The sequence below is a fragment of the Phyllobacterium sp. RCAM01083 genome (genome assembly GCF_055685835.1).
Map to the genome: position 1 here is coordinate 2,328,465 of NZ_JBVFZN010000005.1, position 20,285 is coordinate 2,348,749.

The 20,285-nt window shown below is 59.6% G+C and carries 15 protein-coding genes; 6 read left to right on the plus strand and 9 right to left on the minus strand.

The features are described from left to right. Positions 1 to 135: 135 nt before the first annotated feature. The 3 genes from ACZ25R_RS18260 to ACZ25R_RS18270 all read left to right on the plus strand — a co-directional run bounded on the left by ACZ25R_RS18260 (position 136) and on the right by ACZ25R_RS18270 (position 3,110). Positions 136 to 924, plus strand: coding sequence for a transporter substrate-binding domain-containing protein (locus ACZ25R_RS18260; protein ID WP_472461791.1), 789 nt, complete (start codon positions 136 to 138; stop codon positions 922 to 924). A 106-nt stretch (positions 925 to 1,030) separates the two neighbouring features. Continuing rightward, a complete protein-coding gene (locus ACZ25R_RS18265) occupies positions 1,031 to 2,689 on the plus strand; it encodes a lysine--tRNA ligase (RefSeq protein ID WP_463011807.1) in 1,659 nt (552 codons plus the stop codon). A 37-nt stretch (positions 2,690 to 2,726) separates the two neighbouring features. After that, complete coding sequence (locus ACZ25R_RS18270; protein ID WP_223611893.1) at positions 2,727 to 3,110, plus strand: VOC family protein; 384 nt, start codon at positions 2,727 to 2,729, stop codon at positions 3,108 to 3,110. 14 nt (positions 3,111 to 3,124) lie between these two features. On the opposite strand, the gene ACZ25R_RS18275 is transcribed toward ACZ25R_RS18270, so the two are convergent. From ACZ25R_RS18275 to ACZ25R_RS18300, 6 genes are all read right to left on the minus strand, one after another. Next, on the minus strand, positions 3,125 to 4,012 hold the full coding sequence (locus tag ACZ25R_RS18275) for a thermonuclease family protein (RefSeq protein ID WP_472461792.1): 888 nt from the start codon (positions 4,010 to 4,012) through the stop codon (positions 3,125 to 3,127). 16 nt (positions 4,013 to 4,028) lie between these two features. Then, on the minus strand, positions 4,029 to 4,673 hold the full coding sequence (locus tag ACZ25R_RS18280; protein ID WP_472461793.1) for a S24 family peptidase: 645 nt from the start codon (positions 4,671 to 4,673) through the stop codon (positions 4,029 to 4,031). 276 nt (positions 4,674 to 4,949) lie between these two features. Beyond that, positions 4,950 to 7,172: a 3-hydroxyacyl-CoA dehydrogenase NAD-binding domain-containing protein gene (locus ACZ25R_RS18285; protein ID WP_346305625.1), complete on the minus strand. Its 2,223-nt coding sequence runs from the start codon at positions 7,170 to 7,172 to the stop codon at positions 4,950 to 4,952. Positions 7,173 to 7,185: 13 nt separating this feature from the next. After that, entirely contained in the window at positions 7,186 to 8,394 is a 1,209-nt protein-coding gene (locus tag ACZ25R_RS18290; RefSeq protein WP_464662682.1) for an acetyl-CoA C-acetyltransferase, read from the minus strand. Positions 8,395 to 8,420: 26 nt separating this feature from the next. Beyond that, positions 8,421 to 9,593: an acyl-CoA dehydrogenase family protein gene (locus ACZ25R_RS18295; RefSeq protein ID WP_472461794.1), complete on the minus strand. Its 1,173-nt coding sequence runs from the start codon at positions 9,591 to 9,593 to the stop codon at positions 8,421 to 8,423. Positions 9,594 to 9,656: 63 nt separating this feature from the next. Next, complete coding sequence (locus tag ACZ25R_RS18300) at positions 9,657 to 11,450, minus strand: acyl-CoA dehydrogenase C-terminal domain-containing protein (RefSeq protein WP_472461795.1); 1,794 nt, start codon at positions 11,448 to 11,450, stop codon at positions 9,657 to 9,659. A 535-nt stretch (positions 11,451 to 11,985) separates the two neighbouring features. Between ACZ25R_RS18300 and ACZ25R_RS18305 the strand changes: the two genes are divergently transcribed. The 3 genes from ACZ25R_RS18305 (at position 11,986) to ACZ25R_RS18315 (ending at position 17,365) form a co-directional block, all read left to right on the plus strand. Further along, complete coding sequence (locus ACZ25R_RS18305) at positions 11,986 to 15,435, plus strand: peptidoglycan-binding protein (RefSeq protein WP_472461796.1); 3,450 nt, start codon at positions 11,986 to 11,988, stop codon at positions 15,433 to 15,435. Positions 15,436 to 15,626: 191 nt separating this feature from the next. Next, positions 15,627 to 16,580 carry a sulfite exporter TauE/SafE family protein gene (locus tag ACZ25R_RS18310; protein WP_223611906.1) on the plus strand — a complete coding sequence of 318 codons (954 nt, stop codon included), beginning with the start codon at positions 15,627 to 15,629 and terminating at the stop codon, positions 16,578 to 16,580. Beyond that, complete coding sequence (locus ACZ25R_RS18315) at positions 16,577 to 17,365, plus strand: TIGR02186 family protein (protein ID WP_226904557.1); 789 nt, start codon at positions 16,577 to 16,579, stop codon at positions 17,363 to 17,365. Before ACZ25R_RS18310 ends, ACZ25R_RS18315 begins: the two co-directional genes overlap by 4 nt. Here ACZ25R_RS18315 and ACZ25R_RS18320 read toward each other — a convergent pair whose 3' ends face one another. From ACZ25R_RS18320 to ACZ25R_RS18330, 3 genes are all read right to left on the minus strand, one after another. Next, positions 17,366 to 18,277 (minus strand): methyltransferase domain-containing protein, encoded by a 912-nt coding sequence (locus ACZ25R_RS18320; RefSeq protein ID WP_472461797.1) that lies wholly within the window; start codon positions 18,275 to 18,277, stop codon positions 17,366 to 17,368. It lies immediately after the preceding gene. Between the two features lie 6 nt (positions 18,278 to 18,283). Then, the gene (locus tag ACZ25R_RS18325; RefSeq protein WP_472461798.1) at positions 18,284 to 19,330 is read right to left on the minus strand and encodes a hypothetical protein; all 1,047 of its coding nucleotides are present in this window, start codon (positions 19,328 to 19,330) and stop codon (positions 18,284 to 18,286) included. 173 nt (positions 19,331 to 19,503) lie between these two features. Then, positions 19,504 to 20,283 carry an amino acid ABC transporter ATP-binding protein gene (locus ACZ25R_RS18330; RefSeq protein WP_346305632.1) on the minus strand — a complete coding sequence of 260 codons (780 nt, stop codon included), beginning with the start codon at positions 20,281 to 20,283 and terminating at the stop codon, positions 19,504 to 19,506. Between the last annotated feature and the right edge of the window lie 2 nt (positions 20,284 to 20,285).

The window sequence follows — 20,285 nt, forward strand, 5'->3', positions numbered from 1 at the left end:
GCTGCACAGGACAGCCATCAAACCTGTCATGTCAGGATCACCCATGCTACTCTTCGGGCAAATCACATGGGCTTCTCAAATCGAATGCATATCCGCACAATCGTTTTTTGCACGGCAGTTTTTCTTGGGGCAGGATTGTCTCAAATCAGTGCGGCATCGGATTTCCCGCACTATTGGGATGGCCGGGAACATGTTGCCAAGCCAAATCTTTCGACGGTCGAGCGCATCCGGTTTGTGACCACGGTGGATTACCCTCCGTTCAATTTCATCGACGCCAGCGGACGGATATCCGGTTTCAACATCGATCTGGTGCGGGCCATCTGCAGCGAATTGAATGTGACCGCGATTTGCCAGATCGAAGCGCGTCCGTGGAATGAACTTCAGCAGACCGTGGAAAACGGCGAAGCCGAGGCCATTATCGCCGGATTGAAGCCCACGACACAGTTGCGTGAAAAGTTTGCATTCACCGCCCCCTACATGCGGCTGCCTGCCCGTTTCGTCACCCTGAAGGAAACGACACTGGAGGAACCCCTGGCGGACAAGCTCGACAAGAAAGTGGTTGGCGTCGTGGACGGGTCCGTGCATCAGGCGATTTTCGCCGATTACTTCCCCAAGGACAGATGGGTCGGCTATCCCACACGCGCGTTGATGCTGAAGGATTTGCGTGACAAGAAAATCGATGCGGTTTTTGGCGACGGATCCGACCTGTCGTTCTGGATCGGCAGCCCGGAAGCGCAGAATTGCTGCACATTTTCCGGCGGGCCGTATATCGCACCACAGTTTCTGGGTGACGGCATGATGATTGCGACAACCGCGAAGAACACCGATCTCGTCGATGCCTTCAATTTTGCATTGAAATCCATGGAGGAAAAGGGCACGACCTCCGAACTCTATCTACGGTACTTCCCCGTCAATTTTTACTGAAACCGCATGCAAAAGCCTTGTGAGACGCCGTGGCAATTGACGCGGCGAAGCTACCGCCATAGTGTCCGCGCGCTTCACCACATGGCAGGAAAACAGGAAACCAAGAATGACTTCGCGCCCAAACACCCAAATCGAACTGACCCCCGAGCTGATCGCGGCGGCAGCAGAGGCCAAAGCATGGCCCTTCGAAGAGGCGCAGAAGATCATCAAACGCTATGAAAAGTCCGGCTATCCCGACTCGATCCTGTTCGAGACAGGATACGGCCCGTCCGGCCTGCCGCATATCGGCACGTTCGGCGAAGTCGCGCGCACGTCGATGGTCCGCCACGCCTTTCGCGTCCTGACGAAGGACAGCGTCAAGACAAAGATCCTTTGCTTCTCGGATGACATGGACGGATTGCGCAAGGTTCCGGACAATGTGCCGAACCGGGAGATGATGGCTTCGCATCTGGGCAAGCCGCTCAGCCGCATTCCCGACCCGTTCTCCAACGAGTATCCATCGTTTGGTGCGGCCAACAACGCGCGGCTGCGGGCGTTTCTCGACCGTTTCGGTTTCGACTACGAGTTTGCCTCGGCGACGGACTATTACGCTTCCGGCCGGTTCGACGAGACATTGCTCAAGATGCTGGCGGCCTATGACGATGTCATGAACATCATCCTGCCCACCCTGGGTGAGGAACGCCGGGCGACCTATTCGCCGTTCCTGCCCATCAGCCCGCGCACCGGCGTTGTCCTGCAGGTCCCGATGATCGCCCGCAATGTGCAGAAGGGCACCATCACCTATGAGGACCCCGATACCGGCGAGCATGTCGAAACAGAAGTGACCGGCGGCAAGGTCAAGTGCCAGTGGAAGGCTGACTGGGCCATGCGCTGGACCGCCCTTGGCGTTGACTACGAGATGGCCGGCAAGGATCTCATCGACTCCGTGACCCTGTCGTCCAAGATCTGTCGCGCCATTGGCGGCCGGGCGCCCGAAGGCTTCAATTACGAGCTCTTCCTCGATGACAAGGGACAGAAGATTTCCAAGTCGAAGGGCAATGGCCTGACCATCGATGACTGGTTGACCTACGCGCCGACCGAAAGTCTGGCACTTTACATGTTCCAGAAGCCGAAGACGGCGAAGAAGCTGTATTTCGACGTGATCCCGAAGGCCGTGGACGAGTATTTCACCTTCCTGTCCGCCTATCAGCGGCAGGAATGGAAGGAGCGCCTCGGCAATCCGGTCTGGCATCAGCATTACGGCAATCCGCCCGTGCTCGACATGCCGGTGCCCTTTGCCATGCTGCTTAACCTCGTCAGCGCGTCGAATGCCGAAAATGCCGATGTCCTCTGGGGATTCATCTCCCGCTATGCACCCGGCGTGACGCAGGAAAACAATCCGAAGCTGAACGAGCTCGTCACCTATGCGATCCGTTACTTCAACGATTTCGTCAAGCCAACCAAGAAGTTCCGCCCCGCGGACGACGTTGAGCTTGCGGCGTTGAAGGGTATCGATGCGCAGCTTGCCACCTTGCCGGCGGATGCGGATGGCAATGCCATCCAGAACGCCATGCTGGATGTTGCCCGTGGCATCGAACGCTATCAGGATCACACGAAGAAAAGCCCGGAAGGCGGACCCGGCGTATCGGTGTCGTTCTTCCAGATGCTCTATGAAGTGCTGATCGGACAGGAACGCGGGCCACGGTTCGGTTCCTTCGTCGCGCTTTACGGCATCGCCGAAACGCGGGCCCTCATTAAAAAGGCATTGATGGGCCAACTGGCATAGTTGCTCCATATCTGGAGCGAAATCGAGGGAGGACGGAATGATTGACCATATCGGAGTGAATGTCAGCAATTTCGACGAGAGCAAAAAGTTCTACCAGAAAGCCCTTGCGGCCATTGGCTATGAATTGATCCTCGAGTTCCCGGCATCCGTGACCGGGAGCGCCGACGTTGCCGGCTTTGGCGAAGGCGGCAAGCCCGATTTCTGGATCGCCAGCGGCATCGCGAACAATCCGCCGGCGCATGTTGCATTTCGTGTCAACACGCGCGCACTCGTCGATGCCTTTCACAAGGCAGCCTTGGAAGCTGGCGGCAACGACAATGGCCAGCCAGGACTGCGCCCCCATTACCATCCGGACTATTATGGCGCCTTCGTGCGTGATCCGGACAACCACAATATCGAGGCCGTCTGCCACGAAGGCTGACACCTGAAACCTTTCTACTGCGGCTTTGGCGGGAACGGCGCATCCGGAGCGGGTACAGCCAGCGGTGCCGGCTGTGGTTCTGCCGATGGCAGCGGCAGGTCGCCGGCGGCAACGGGAGATGGCAAGTCGCTGGCGGCGGGAAGCGATGGCGGCGGGCTGCCGAAAATGCCGCGTTTTGCCTCCTGCGCCTTTTTCATATTATCGGCCAGGGGCGAGCCGTCGCTGGCTCTCGCCCAGCCATTGTCAACAAGCCATGCGGCCAGATCGGTCGTACCAAGCTTGCACTGGGTGGAAACGAGCGCTTCCGGAGGAAGGTCGGGAACATTGCATTCTATGGCGCGCGAACGCAGCCAGTTGCGAAAGGCAGTCCGCGCCGCCGTGCCGCATGGCCATGACGTGCCGCCATCGACAGCGCATGTTTCTTCCGGCGGCACGACATTGATCCCCTCGATGGCGATCCTGTAGCCAGAGACATCCACGGTTCCCGCGGCCGTCGCTACCGGGCGGTAAAGCAGTTTGGGCCGTGCCGTCGTATCGACAGGCACCGGAGGCGGAGGGGGTGCAGGCGGGGTCGCGTGGCCCATGTCACTCAAGGGTTGGCGTGGTTCGATACGCTGCAAGGGCCCGGATTCCTTGCCAGTCATCGAAAATCCATCCGGATCGACCTGCCGTGCTGCAGTGGCGGTTTGTGCTGGGGGTGATGCAGATTCCGGCTGTTGCGGCGGTGTGTCCGGCGCGGCCCCAACTGTATCAGCCGGCAGCTGAAAATTTTCGGGGACAATCGTCACGTCCTGCCCGCTTACCCCTGCCGCTGGCAGCCCGATATAGAACGGGGAAACAAAGACATAGGCCAGACAGAGTCCGACCAGAACGGTCAGAACGTAAAGCGGTATCCGGCGCATGGGAAATGGCTCCCTGTTATTGGCTGGCCCACAGGATTCGGGCAATCCAGTCGATATGAACCGCATCAAACGTCCGGTTGGCGTGCTCCGGATTCATTGATTGCAGTTCAATGGTGCGCGGGGTCTGGCGCGTCAGAATCTTCGCCATGACCTCGCCTTCCTTCGTACGGACCACGACGCGGTCGCCGCGGCGCACCGGAGCGCCTGGAGCGACAATGATCGTATCGCCGTCGCGATAAAGCGGCAGCATGGAATCCCCGGCAACCTCCAGCGCATAGACCGCTTCTCCGGAACCGACGGGAAACTCAACCACATCCCAGCCCTGGCCGACCGGGAATCCCCCATCGTCGAAGAAGCCGCCGGCGCCCGCCTGGGCAAACCCCAGAAGCGGTACGGACCGCATGGCACCCATGCCGGCCCTTGTACCCTTGCCGCCGACAACCAGCGTCATGAATTCATCGATCGAAGCGCCTGTCGCTTCCATGATCTTGGCCAGCGACTCCGTCGACGGCCAGCGGGCACGACCGTCGACCGCATAACGTTTGGATTTGTTGAAGGTGGTCGGATCAAGCCCGGCGCGCTTCGCCAGTCCCGAAACGGAAAGCGAATGACGTTCCGCCAGCGCATCGATGGCCGCCCAGATACGGTCATGTGAGAACATGGGACTCTTCCAGATAAAGGAAAAAATACCTTCACTAAAGTTTTAGGAGGGAATTGGGGAAAAGTCGAGATAAAACGCGGAAAACTTTCTTATATTGCGAGAAGACCCGTGTGTGGTTCGACAAGCTCACCATGAGGGAGGGCAAGGATTGCAGGGAGCTATATTCTGCAACGTTCGGGATTGGCCTTGCAGCCAAATCACTCCCCTCATGGTGAGCTTGTCGAACCACGCACAACGGCAATGAGGGGATCAGCAAGTGATCCCCTCATATCTCAGTCAGGCCGCCTTTTTCTTCTTGGCTTCAACCGGATAGGGATTGAAGCGTTCATAGAAGGTGTCGCCCTTCTCGGCCATGTCGAGCAACAGCTTCGGCGCCTTGAACTGGGCACCGTATTTGCGCTGCAGGCCCTTGGCGATTTCCACGAACTTCGCCGCACCGATGCCATCGATATAGGACAGCGTTCCGCCCGTATAGGGCGCAAAGCCGAACGCCAGGATCGAGCCGACATCCGCTTCACGCGGATCGGTGACAATCCCCTCTTCCATGACGCGCGCCGCTTCCAGCGCGATGGTGAAGAGGAAGCGCTGCTTGAGCACGTCCACATCGATCTTGTCGGCGTCCTGCTGCGGATAGAGCGTCTTCAATTCCGGCCAGAGATGTTTCTTGGCCGGCTTGGCCGGATAATCATAGAAGCCCTTGCCGTTCTTGCGGCCACGGCGGTCGTACTTGTCGACAAGCGTGTTGACCAGTTCCACATGCCGCGGATCGACCGCCTTCGGTCCAAGATCGGCAAGCGTCGCCTTGAGGATTTTCTGCGACAGATCGATGGCCGTCTCGTCATTGAGCGCAAGAGGCCCGACCGGCATGCCTGCCATACGAGCGACATTCTCGATCATCGCAGGCGGAACGCCTTCCACCAACATGTTGTAGGCTTCCGACATGTAGCGCAGGACGCAGCGATTGACGTAGAAACCGCGGGTGTCGTTGACGACAATCGGGGTTTTCTTGATCGCACGCACGTAGTCCAGCGCGACGGCCAATGCCTTTTCCGAGGTCTTCTTGCCGAGGATAACCTCGACCAGCATCATCTTGTCGACGGGCGAGAAGAAATGGATGCCGATGAAGTTCTTCGGGCGCACTGATACCTTGGCAAGGCCGGTGATCGGCAGGGTCGAGGTATTGGAGGCAAACACGGCCGCAGGCTTCAGCACGGCTTCCGCCTGCTCCGTTGCCTTGCGCTTGACGTCGCGGTCTTCGAACACGGCTTCGATCACAAGGTCGGCACCGTCAAGTTCGGCATATTGCGTGGTGGCGGTGATCAGGCCAAGGAGCTTTTCCTTGTCTTCCGCGGTTGCCTTGCCACGCTGGATATCCTTGGTAATCAGCTCAGCCGTATGCGCCTTGCCCTTGTCGGCTGCTTCCTGCGTCTGATCGATCAGGACAACGGGAATCCCGGCCTTGGCTGTGACAAAGGCAATACCTGCGCCCATGAAACCGGCACCGATGACACCGACCTTCTTGAATTTGGTCGGCTTGACGTCGGCCGGGCGGCGCGCACCCTTGTTCAGCTCCTGCAGGGAAACAAACAGCGAGCGGATCATCATGCCCGCTTCCGTGCTCTGCAGGATGTTGGTGAAGTAGCGCTGCTCGATTTTGAGGCCCGTGTCGAAGGGCACGAGGAGGCCTTCATAGACGGATTTCAGGATTGCTGCGGCACCGGGATAATTGCCATAGGTTTCGCGGCGCAGGATAGCCGTGGCTGCAGGCCAGAGATTGGCGCCGGCTGCCGAATAGATCGCGCCGCCGGGAAGCTTGAAACCCTTTTCATCCCATGGCTGGACCGGCTTCAAACCGGCCTTGATCATCTTCTTGGCGGTTTCGACGAGCTTCTTGGCCGGCGCGATTTCATGCACAAGGCCCATGGCCTTTGCACGCGCGGCAGTCAGGCTGGAGCCCGTCGTCATCATCTGCAGGGCATCCTGCTGGTTGGTCAGGCGCGGAACGCGCTGTGTGCCGCCGGCACCCGGGAAAATGCCGACCTTCACTTCAGGCAGGGCCATCTTCACCGATGGATCATCGGAGACAACGCGGCCATGGCAGGCCAGCGACATTTCAAATGCGCCGCCCATGCAGGTGCCGTTGATGGCCGAAACCCATGGCTTGCCCGATGTTTCGAGCTTGCGGAACAGGCCGCCCATCTTGCCGGTGTTTTCGAACAGGAGTTCGACGGCCTTCTTGGGGTCTTTGGCCTTTTCCTCCTGGAACAGCTGGAACATGCGCTTGAGCATGGTCAGGTCCGCACCGCCGGAGAATGTATCCTTACCCGATGTGATGACCGCACCCTTGATCGCCTCGTCCTTGGCAACGCGGTCGACGATGGCGTCGAGTTCCTTCATCACCTCTTCGGTGAAGACATTCATCGACTTGTCGGGCATATCCCAGGTGACCAGCGCAATGCCGTCCGCGTCGACGTCGAATTTGAAGTTTGTATAGCTCATCTTCTGCTCTCCCTCAGACGCGTTCGATAATCGTTGCGGTGCCCATGCCGGCACCAATGCACAGTGTGACCAAGGCCACATTCAGGTCGCGGCGCTCCAACTCGTCAAGCACCGTGCCGAGGATCATCGCACCGGTTGCACCGAGCGGATGGCCCATGGCGATGGCACCGCCATTGACGTTGATCTTGTCGCGCGGAATGTTGAAGGCCTGCATGTAGCGCAGCACAACAGCCGCAAAGGCTTCATTCAGTTCGAACAGGTCGATATCCGAAATCTTCATCCTGGCGCGCTTGAGCAGCTTTTCCGTCACATCGACCGGGCCGGTCAGCATCAATGCCGGATCGGAACCGATATTGGCAAAGGCGCGGATGCGGGCACGCGGCTTGGCACTCAATGCCTTGCCGGCACTTTTCGAGCCGAGCAGGACACCGGCGGCACCATCGACGATGCCGGAGGAATTGCCGGCGTGGTGTACGTGGTTGATGGTCTCAACTTCCGGATGCGCCTGAATACCAACGGCGTTGAAGCCGCCCATTTCGCCCGGCATCACGAAGGAGGGATTGAGCGACGCCAGCGCCTGCATATCCGTTGCCGGACGCATGTGCTCGTCGTGATCAAGGATGGTCAGGCCGTTCTGGTCCTTGATGCTGAGAACGGAATTCTTGAAGTAGCCCTTCTTCCAGGCTTCCCCGGCGCGCTTCTGGCTTTCGACAGCATAGGCGTCGACATCATCGCGGGTAAAACCATACTTGGTGGCGATCAGATCGGCCGATACGCCCTGCGGCATGAAATAGCCGGGCAAGCCCACCGACGGGTCCATGTACCAGGCACCGCCGGACATACCCATGCCGACGCGCGACATGGATTCCACGCCGCCGGCGATGACGATGTCATCGGCACCCTGCACGATCTTGGCGGCGGCAAAGTTTACCGCATCGAGACCGGAAGCGCAGAAACGCGAAATCTGCATGCCCGGCGCCTTGAAATCGTATCCGGCTTCGAAAGCCGATGAGCGCGGAATGACAGCGCCCGCTTCACCGACGGGATCAACGCAGCCATAGATGATGTCGTCGACCAGTCCCGTGTCGAGACCATTGCGGTCGCGCAACGCTTCCAGCACCTTGGCGCCGAGACGGACGGCGGGCACTTCATGCAGGCTGCCATCCTTCTTGCCCTTGCCGCGCGGCGTGCGGACGTGGTCATAAATATATGCTTCGGCCATTTCATTCTCCCTTTTCGAACCGCACCTCAGAGGCTGCGGGCGATCAAAAGCTTCATGATTTCATTGGTTCCGCCATAAATCCGCTGGACGCGGGCATCGCGGAACATACGTGCGATCGGGTATTCGTTCATATAACCGTAGCCGCCATGCAGCTGCAGGCATTCGTCAACGATCTTGTTCTGCAGGTCGCTCAACCAGTATTTGGCCATGGAGGCAGTGACCGGATCGAGCCCGCCATTGACGTGGCGTTCCACGCAGTGATTGTAGAAGACGCGGCCGATGGTGGCTTCCGTCTTCATTTCGGCCAGTTTGAACTGGGTATTCTGGAAATCGATGACCGCCTTGCCGAAGGCCTTGCGTTCCTTGACATAGTCCGAGGTAATCGCGATGGCGCGCTCGGCCATGGCAATCGCCGTGCCGCCGATCTGCAGACGTTCCTGCGGCAATTGCTGCATCAGCTGCACAAAGCCCTGGCCCTCTTCGGTTCCGAGCAGGTTCGCTGTGGGCACGCGGACATTGTTGAAGAACAGCTCCGAGGTATCGTTTGATTTCAGTCCCACCTTGTCGAGGTTGCGGCCGCGCTCGAACCCTTCCTGCCCATCCGTCTCGACCACAATGAGCGATGTGCCCTTGGCGCCCTGCGACGGGTCCGTCTTGGTCACGACGATAACCAGATTGGCGAGCTGGCCATTGGTGATGAACGTCTTCGAACCGTTGATGACGTATTGATTGCCGTCCTTCTTGGCGCTTGTCTTCACGCCCTGAAGGTCGGAACCGGCACCCGGCTCCGTCATGGCGATGGCGCCGATCAGTTCGCCGGTCGCCATCTTCGGCAGCCACTTCTTCTTCTGCTCTTCCGAACCATAATGCAGAATATAGGGAGCAACGATCGAATTGTGCAGGGCTATGCCGAAGCCATCGACACCAACATGGCTGATGGCTTCCAGGATGGCGCTTTCATGGGCATAGGTACCGCCGGCACCGCCATATTCTTCCGGCATGGAGGCGCACAGAAGCCCGTTCTCGCCGGCAAGCTCCCAGATGGAACGGTCAAAAATTTCCTGCTTTTCGAAACGGTCGTAGTGCGGCAGAACCTCGGCTTCAAGAAACTTCGAAGCCATATCCTGCAGCATCACCACATCGTCAGTCTTCCAGTCGGGTTTTGGTACGCCCAACACGTCTTCCGGCCGAATAGACATCTCTAACCTCCCTAGAAATCACCTTTCGCTGCATATGGGAGCCTCCGCTCCCTTTTGCATCAATCAGAATGCCTCCGCCGTCAGCGTCATCATCGTGTCCGCGCCGGTCTGGATGCGGGCGAGATGCGCCGATGTTTCCGGCATGACGCGTTCCATGAAGAATTTCCCGGTGACGAGCTTGGTCTCGTAGAAATCCTTCTTCTCGGCACCTTCCGCAAGCTTCGCATGGGATGCCTTGGCAATCTGCGCCCACATGTAGCCAAGCGATACCAGACCGAAGAGATGCATGTAATCGGTCGACGCGGCACCGGCATTGTCCAGATTCGCCATACCATTCTGCATCAGCCACATCGAGGCGGCCTGCAGGTCATTGAGGCCTTTCTTCAGATGCTTGGTGAAGAAGGCGAGGTTTTCATCACCGCGGTTCTCCTCGCAGAAATCACCGACCTCTTTGAAGAACGCCATGACAGCGCGGCCGCCATTGGCGCCGAGCTTGCGGCCGACGAGATCGAGCGCCTGAACGCCATTGGCGCCTTCATAGATCATGGCAATGCGCGCATCGCGCACATACTGGCTCATGCCGTGTTCTTCGATGTAACCGTGACCGCCATAGACCTGCTGCGCCATGACCGCATGTTCAAAGCCCTTGTCCGTCAGGACGCCCTTGAGAACCGGGGTCATCAGGCCGAGAATATCATCGGCAATCTGCTTGTCACCCTCGTCGTCGGAACGATGCGCGACATCGGACTTGAGCGCGGACCACAGGATGAAGGCGCGGCCCGCTTCATTGAACGACTTGATCGTCATCAGAATGCGGCGGATATCCGGATGCACGATCAGCGGATCGGCTTTCTTGTCCGGCGCCTTCGGTCCGGTCAACGAACGGCCCTGGAGACGCTCGCGCGCATATTCCACCGCGTTCTGGTAGGCGATTTCCCCGATGGACAGGCCCTGCAGGGCAACGCCGAGACGCGCCTCGTTCATCATCGTGAACATGGCGCGCAGACCCTTGTTCTCGCCGCCAATCAGATAGCCCGTGGCTTCGTCATAGTTCATCACGCAGGTCGAATTGGCGTGGATGCCCATCTTCTCTTCGATCGAGCCGCAGGACACGCCATTGCGGGTACCAGCATTGCCGCTGTCGTCGAGATTAAACTTCGGCACGATGAACAGGGAAATACCTTTCACGCCTTCCGGCGCACCCTCGATACGGGCAAGCACCAGATGGATGATGTTTTCCGACATGTCATGCTCACCGGCGGAGATGAAAATCTTCTGGCCGGAAATCTTGTAGGAGCCATCGCCATTGGGCGCGGCCTTGGTGCGCAGCAGACCGAGATCGGTGCCGCAATGCGGTTCGGTGAGGTTCATGGTGCCGGTCCAGGTGCCATCGACCATTTTCGGCAGATAGGTCTGCTTCTGGTCGTCGGTGCCATGCGTCAGGATCGCGGCAATCGCGCCCTGCGTCAGGCCGGGATACATCACCAGCGCCATATTGGCCGAAGACATGTATTCGCCCACGGCAACATGCAGCGCATAGGGAAGACCCTGACCGCCGAATTCCGCCGGTATGGCCAGGCTCATCCAGCCGCCTTCGCGGTACTGGTCAAAGGCGGCCTTGAAGCCTTTGGGTGTGGTGACCGTGCCGTCCGCATGACGCACGCAGCCTTCGTGATCACCGGACTGGTTGATCGGAAACAACGTGTTTTCGGCCAGCTTGGCGCCTTCGCTCAGGATTGCCGCAACGATATCGGGCGATGCATCGGCGAAACCTGGCAGGTTGTTGTAGCGTTCATAGCCCAGGACATCGTTCAGAATGAAAAGCGTGTCTTCAACGGGCGCGCGATAACTCGGCATCAGTTTCCTCCAAAACATAAACGAGCAAAACGGCCCGGAGACTTCGGTGCCGTCGGATTTTCCATCTCTTTAACAAATTTTGACGTTTCCGTAAACGTCAAAATTTTGTGAAATTTTGCTCCTGTGGATCAATCTTTCTGAATGGGATGCCCTGTTCAACGAGACGATGGCGATGAGAGATGGATTCTAGCGATTTCGGCTGGTGCCGCGTCTATGAATTACAATGCCAGCGTATCACATTTTTAACGCTTCCGACCCATCTCTTAACCAGTTGTTTACCACGTTTCGCCAATGTCACGGTGTCGGTAAACCGTGTCTATGAGTGATTTGTTTTTCACGGCTTGTCGGACCGCATGGGGCAAACGGTCCCGGCTTTCCAGATTGGCAATGTGCAGAACGCATTCTTGAGCTTCGGAAGACCGAGACCAGACAAAGCCAGAATGGCAGGCGAACATCGCCAGCGCTTCCGGCCCTGCCCCGTGGAACAGAATTAACCCGCCGGATCACTGGCGTAAACACGGCAAAGCAGGCGTCCATGACGAACCAAAGGTCACTACTGGAACAGGTCAATGTGAACCGGTCACGCCGCGAGACCACATCGCTCGACAGTATCAACCGCACGCTCGAAGCGCTGGAAAGCCAGCTGCGCGAGACGATGGAGCCGGATTATCCGGATTTCGACCAGGACCAGACGGATATTGCCGACCGCTTCGCCGCACTGGCTTCCCGCGCGGGCGCAGCATCGGCGCCGAGACACAAGCCATCCGACGACCTGCCGTCCTTTGCCAGCAAGCCCCATAACGGCAAGCACGATCTTTCGGCCATTGCTGCCCGCATCAAGCAGTTGCGCGAAGAAATGCGCGACGATGCCCGTGCACCGGCCCGGCATCATGCCGAACCGCACACGGAAACCTTGCAGCGCCTGCACCAGTCAACTGCAAGCCGCAATCTGGACGACAGGTCCGGGCGCGCGGACAATGGTCATCTGTCGATGCTGCGCGGCGATCTTGATGAATTGAAGCGCACCGTTACGACACTCGCCCGCGAAGAATCGGTCAAGAGCCTGAACAATCGCTGGGATGCAATGGACGAACGCTTCGACGCCTTCCGTCAGGATCATCCGCTGGGCGGCCGGCTCGACCAGATCCGCCAGGCGGTGGATGTATTGCCGCAATCGATTCCGCTGAAGAAGGTCGAAGACAAGCTCAAGACACTGGCAAGCGCCGTGGAGCAGATGTCGCGCACGGGAACATCCGGCGTGAATGGCGACTTCATGCGCCAGATGGACGAGCGGCTCGATGAAATCAGCCGCGCCATCGTGGCAACGGCCCGCCCTGCCCAGGCAAATCACATCGACACCGCTGCCTTTGAGCGCCTTGAAGCACGCATCGCAACCCTGAGCAGCAAGGTCGAAGCGGTTGCCTACGACCGCACCTCGGACACGATCCTGCAGCGCATGGGCGAACTGGCCGAACGCGTTGATCATCTGGCAGCGATGCGCGCAACACCGGCCATCAATCTTGACGCGCTGTCCGAACAGCTGTCGTCTGTCACCCGTCATCTGGAGAATACACCGGCCTCCATCAGCATTTCCGATTTCCGCGATCTGGAAGACCGGGTCCTGCACATCATCCATCGTCTGGAAACAGCGCCCCAGCAGGCGCCGGCCGCCGATCCGGCATTCATGCACCAGATCGACCAGCGCTTCGAAGAGCTGACCCGCCGCCTCGATGACCATCACATGATGGCCGAGCACAGCGACATCCGCCTGACCGACAATCTCGAAGCCCGCTTTGACGATATGGCACGCTATATCGCCCAGAACGTGCCGCAGGCCGATGGTTCGAACGATGCCATCCGCAATCTTGAGTTGCAGATTGCCGGTCTTGCCGAGCATCTCTCGCATTCCAACGATCGTTATGCGGAATTTGCGGCCATCCCGCCGCGCCTCGACGCCATCGAGGAATCGATGGCCATGAACCGCGACTTCGTCGTGGAAGCCGCACGCCAGGCGGCATCGGAAGCCATCCGCAATTCGGCCAATTTCGGCAATGCCCATGACGGCGTTATCGCACGCGAGCTCGCCGACGATCTGAAAACGCTGGAAAGCCTTGCCCGCAAGTCGGAAGACCGCAATTCCAAGACTTTCGAGGCCATTCATGACACGCTTTTGAAGATCGTTGACCGCCTTGGCTCCCTGGAGAATGGCGCTGTCACCGGATCGCATGTCACGGCGGCCGCCAAAACCAAGACCGTGGTTGATGCCTATGAGGCACCATACCGTGACGCCGAGACCGCTTTTGAAGCCCCGGTCTTTTCTAAGCTGGATGATGTTCCGGCGCACGTGACAATGGCCGCAGACGACGCTGACCAGCTGGAACAGGCGGTTCCGGCGCGCAAATCCCTGCTAGGCAGCCTGACCCGCGGCATGAAATCCCGCAGCAAACAGGAACAGGCGCATCGAGAGCCAACCATCGAGACAATCGGCAGCGATGAAAAGATCGACGACAAGGCCGATCTTGACGCCGAAATTCTCAACCGGCCGCTTGAACCCGGCTCGGGCATGCCGGATCTCAACTCCATCCTCAAGCGCGTGCGTGACGAACGCCGCGAGATGAACCTTGGCGGCGATACGGGCATTGGCAAGGCGGATTTCATTGCCGCAGCCCGCCGCGCCGCGCAGGCAGCGGCAGCGGAAGTCGAAAGCCAAACACGCGGTTCCAGCCGCAGGGACAGCGCGGAGGGCAAGAAGGGCAGCCTGCTGGCCCGCCAGCGCAAGCCCATTCTCCTTGCCATCGGCGCCATCATGATTGCGATCGCGGGCCTGCAACTCAAAAACGCCTTCTTCAGCGGCCCCGCAGCAGTGAACGGCGATACCGGTTCCGTCGCTGCGCCGATGGTGCCGACAGTCGAACCCAAGGCGCAGGTTGCCGCATCGGCAGCTCCTGCAGCACCGGCACCGTCCGCTCTTGCCCCCGCGCCGCAAACTGCCGCCGGAAGCACCCCGAACGAGGAGCAGACCGCTGCACCGGCACCAACGCAGGAAACCGTGGGCAGCCTGATTGCCGCCCAGTCTTCCGGTACGGATGTCCCGGCATCGGCGAAGGTCGATACGAGCGTGAGCCAGATTCCTGCCATCCCGGCCGAAGCAGGCCCGGAACCGCTGCGCGAAGCGGCGGCCGGCGGCAATACCAAGGCTCTGTTTGAAATCGGCGACCGCTACATGGAAGGCCGGGGCGTCCAGAGCGATTACACCAAGGCCGCCGAATGGTACACGCTTGCCGCCGACAAGGGCTTTGCGCCTGCTCAATACCGCCTGGGGAATTTTGCCGAAAAGGGTCTCGGCGTTCCGCGCGACCTTGCCAAGGCAAAGACCTATTACCAACTGGCCGCCGAACAGGGCAATGCCAGCGCGATGCACAATCTGGCCGTGCTGTTCGCAGCCGGAGCGAATGGCGCGCCGGACAATGAATCCGCGGTCATGTGGTTTACCAAGGCGGCCGAACTCGGCGTGAAGGACAGCCAGTTCAACCTCGCAATCCTGTCGGCCAAGGGCATGGGGATGCGGCAGGATCTGGAAGAAAGCTACAAATGGTTTGCGCTTGCCGCCAATGCCGGTGACAAGGACGCCGGCCAGAAGCGCGACGAAGTGGCAAAGGCCATGACCACCGATCAGCTGACCCGGGCCCGCGAGGCCACCGCGCTGTGGAAGCCAAAACAGATGAATCCGGAAAGCAATGCCTTGAGCGTGCCGGAGGAATGGCGCGAGAGCCCGGCCACCACCGGTTCGATCAACATGGAAAAAGCCGTCCGCAATATTCAGCTGATCCTCAACAAGAATGGCTATGACGCCGGCGGCTCGGACGGCAAGATGGGCACGAAAACCCGCGATGCCATCATGGCGTTCCAGAAGAGCAACGGCTTGAAGCCAACGGGCAATATCGACAAGGACCTGGTCAAGCGGCTGCTCGAAAAGAACACCTGAACCGGCCAAGGCGACTGTTGCGACACACGGGTTCGTGTTTGGGGCAACACGTTGACGCCCCAGCAGTCATTGTTTGACTTGGCGCGCGGCTGAGGGCAAGAAACTTTAACGCATTCTGTGTCAGCCTGCGCGCAGAATGCATTAAAGAATTTCTGTCATCATGGTGTGCGAACAATCGCCATAACGCCGTGATGGGTTCGGGGTCTGAATTGGGAATCTACCTGCCAATAGCCGAGATTTCGGTCAATATCTTCGTGCTGTTCGGCATGGGGGCAGCGGTTGGATTCCTGTCGGGCATGTTCGGCGTCGGCGGCGGATTTCTCATCACGCCGCTGCTGATCTTCTACAACATCCCGCCCGCCGTTGCCGTTGCCACCGGCGCGAACCAGGTCATTGCCTCGTCCTTCACCGGTGCCTTGTCGCATTTCAAGCGCGGCACGCTCGACGTCAAGCTGGGAACGCTGCTTGTCATCGGCGGCGTGGTGGGCGCAGGCGTCGGCATTTACGTCTTTGTCCTGCTGCGCGAACTCGGCCAGCTCGACCTGATCGTGTCGCTGCTCTACGTGATCTTCCTGAGCACGATCGGCGGGCTGATGCTGCTGGAAAGCGTCAGGTCCATGCGCCGGACAAGGGCCGGCCAGCTTGCCAGTCTCAAGAAACCGGGACAGCACAATTGGGTGCACCGGCTGCCCTTCAAGATGCGGTTTCGCGCCTCGAAAATCTATGTGAGCATCATCCCGATCCTGGCGCTGGGCGCGGCCATCGGCTTCCTCTCGTCGATCATGGGCGTCGGCGGCGGCTTCATCATGGTCCCCGCCATGATCTACCTTCTCAAAGTGCCGACCAATGTGGTTATCGGCACATCGCTCTACCAGATCGTTTTCGTGACGGCTTTCACCACCGTCATGCAGGCAACGACCAACCAGTCGGTCGATATCGTGCTGGCCTTTCTGCTGATGAGCGGCGGCGTCATCGGCGCGCAGTACGGCACCCGCATCGGGCAAAAACTGCGCGGCGAACAATTGCGTGCACTGCTGGCCACGCTGGTTCTGGCAGTGGGCCTGCGCCTTGCCATCGAACTTTTTGTCACCCCCGATGATCTCTATTCGATCGCCATCGCGCTTGCCGCGCCGGGGGCGTCATGAGAATTCTGGCAACTGCCCTTCTCCTCATCCTGGCGTCGCTGTCCGCGGCCATGGCACAGCAGTTGCCGGGGAACAAGGAAACGATCGAGATTGGCCTGTCGACCGATACCATTGCCATCACCTCGGGCTTTCGCGGCACGGACCTGACCGTCTTCGGCGCGCTCGACAATGCCGATCCGCTGATCCAGCGGCAGGGCCGTTATGATATCGTCGTGATCCTGCAGGGACCCGAACGCGATTTCGTCGTGCGCCGCAAGGACCGGTTTTTCGGTGTCTGGATCAATGCGGAATCGGTGTCGTTCCAGCATATTCCGGCATCCTATTCCCTGGCCTCGACGCGGAACCTTCAGGACATCGCCGTTCCCAAGACATTTGCCCAATTGTCACTCGGCGTGAACAATATCTTTTACGAGCCCATGCCCGACGGCTTCGGCTCCAGCGCATCGCTGCGGGAATTCACCAAGGAGCTGCCAAGGCTGAAGCTCAAGCAGAATCTGTACAGCCAGCGTCCGGGTGACGTGCAGTTCCTGTCATCGACCCTGTTCCGCGCAACACTGTCCCTGCCTGCCAATGTGCCGGTCGGCAAGCATCAGGCGCGGGCGTTTCTGTTCCGCAATGGCGAATTCCTGCGCGAAAGCTCGACCAGTCTCAATATCGTGAAAGCCGGGCTGGAATACCGCATCTACAAGGCGGCGCACGAGAACAGCCTGCTCTACGGTCTGTTTGCCGTGTTCCTGGCCGTGATTACCGGCTGGATGGGCCGCCTGATGTTCCGGAAAGACTGATCAGGCGCGCCCGGCAACGACGATCAGGCCCTGCAGGGGCTCACCGCGGTCAAAGCGGATCGCCTCGCGCCCGATTGTTGCCGGGGCAAGGCCATGTTCGGCCAGAAGGCGGCGGACATAGCCTTCCGAATGGGTGTAGCGCAGCGAGGATTGCAGGATCAGTTCGCCATCATCGGCATGGGTTTCCACCGAGAAGGCAAACAGCCCCCGGGGGCCAAGCGCATGGACAAGACGGGCGAAGGCTCTGTCGAGATCGCCGACATAGACAAACACATCCGCCGCGATAATGAGATCGGCCGAACCTTCGGGATAATCGAGTTCGTTGACATCGCCTTTGAAGAGGCGGTCATAGACGTGCTTCTCCTCGGCCTTCTGCAGCATGGCTTCGGAGAGGTCCATGCCTGCCATATGGTCCACATCCGTCCGGAAATAGTCGCCCATCAGGCCCGTGCCGCAGCCGACATCGAGCATGGACAGATAGTGTCTTCCGGGCGCCGCCGCCTTGATGGCCTTGGCCAGCAGTTCCGGCACGCGATAGTGCAGCTTGTCCAGAAGTGCCGTCTCGAAGGTCGGGGCATAGGCATCGAACAGGGTCTCGACATAGGCCGTCGGCGGATTGTCCGGCACCACCGCATAGCCCGAGGCCGCCAGTTTCAGCGTCGCACCAAAGCGGTCGTCGGGATCGAGTTCCAGCAGGCGCCGCCACGTTTCGGCTGCGGCGTCCTCGTCACCCGCGGCTTCCTCCATTTCGCCCAGGCGATAGAGTCCGGCGGTCCATTCCGGCGTGATGTCCAGCGCCTGCCGCATCAGATCGGCGGCGGCTACGTGATCACCGGACTCGAACAGCATGTCGGCATAGGAAGCGCGGCGGTCCGCAATCAGATCACCCGAGGACAGGAACGCCCGCGCCATGCTGGTTCAGTTCGCAACCAGCACGCGGATGGAAAAGATATCGATCGCTTTCCCCGTGCGGGCAATGTCCGAGTTGATCTTGATGATACCGCCCGCACCCGGCTTCTTGCCTTCCGGGAATTGCAGTTCGAACAGATATTCGTTGCTCGCATCGGTCACGTCGTAACGCTTGCGTCCGCAATCGCCGAGGGCACCGAAATCGCAGCTGACCGCCATCTGCGTCGCGGAACCGTCCTCGGCCTTGGCAATGATATCGAAGATGGCATGCTTACCCGCCAGTTGCTGCAGAACGCCCTGCCCGACCTGGAAGCTGATATCGTCGTTCTCGCCCGGCGACTTGATGCGCACGAATTTCTGCAGATTGTCGCCGGCAACGCTGGCGGTCGCCCGGCCCGCCATCGAAACGCGGGTCATGTCAGACGGGTCGAAAATCGAGATCCAGTTGCCATCCGCGGCAAGCTGCCCGCCCTTCATCGGTTCGTGGCTGCCAACGGCAGGACCAGCACTCGATGAAGGCGGTGTGCTGCCCGATGGCTTCGAATTGATCAGGCCCGATGCAACAAGCCAGAGAAGGCCGATGGCTACCAGCAGTATCGCCACCATGATGACGAATTTCTTCAGGCCACGCGCCTTCTGGCGCTCGCGGGTCTTCTTGACACGCGGCTGGTTGTAGGCGGGCCGGTAATTGTCGGCGCGGCTGTTGTCCGTCGGGCCAAGGTCGGAATCCAGCGATCCGCCCATGGAGGGTTCGACGCGGCCGGATGTTGTCTGCCTGGGTTGCGCGGGGCCCGCCGACATGGAAGGCTCGCGCCGTTCCGCGACGGGTTCCGGCGCAACACGCGAAGAGTCGCGCGATTCACCCTCTATGCGTGTGATCGTGGCCTTCAGATGCTCCCGGCGCTCTTCACGCTCGGCCTCATCCAGCGCGCCGTTGGCGATCAGCGAACGCTCATGCGCGGTCCAGGCTGATTCGTAAATTTTCTGACGAACGGCAGGGTTGCTCACATCCGCTTTGGCGAAAGCATTTCGGATGGCTTGTTCAATCGCTTCCAACTCGACGATTTCCCCTTCAAAGCAGCTCGTATGACCCGGCTAGGCATAGACGATTTGACTGCTTATTCAAGACTACCGCGGCGCAATGATGGCGGTTTTCGCTCGAATTGGCGCTCTATACAAAGCGAATATCCCCGGCATCGAACGCGAGCGGACGGCCGGGGGATCGATATTCAGATGAAACGGCTGAGAAACGCCCGCGTGCGGGGATGTTGCGGGTTGCCGAGAACGTCTTCGGGTTTGCCCTGTTCGACGATGTAGCCGCCGTCCATGAAGACCACCCGGTCAGCGGCTTCCCGGGCAAAACCGATTTCATGCGTGACCACGATCATGGTCAGCCCCTGGTCCGCCAGATCGCGCATGGTCGCCAGCACTTCACCGACCAGTTCCGGATCGAGCGCCGAGGTCGGCTCGTCGAAAAGCATCAGTTTGGGCCGGATTGCGAGGGCGCGTGCGATGGCGATGCGCTGCTGCTGGCCGCCGGACAATTGCCGGGGGTAGGCATCGGCCTTATGGGTCAGTCCGACACGGGCCAGCAGTTCCATGGCAAGTTCCGTGGCTTCCCTGCGGCTTTGCTTGTGCACGCCGATGGGCGCTTCGATGATGTTCTGCAGGGCTGTCATGTGCGGGTAAAGGTTGAACTGCTGGAACACCATGCCGATCTGGCGCCGCTGCACGGCGATGGCCCGCGCCGGCAGCTTGTTGAGCCGGCCATTACGCAGGGAATAGCCGATCTGTTCCCCCGCCACGACAATCGAACCGCGGTCGATCGCCTCCAGATGGTTGATGCAGCGCAGGAACGTGGATTTGCCCGAGCCCGAAGGACCAAGCACAACCACGACTTCGCCAGGGGCAACATCGAGGTCGATGCCCTTCAACACTTCCACTTCGCCGAACGACTTGTGGACATTGCGGGCCCGCACCAGCGCTTCACCCGGTTCGGTGCCATTCATGG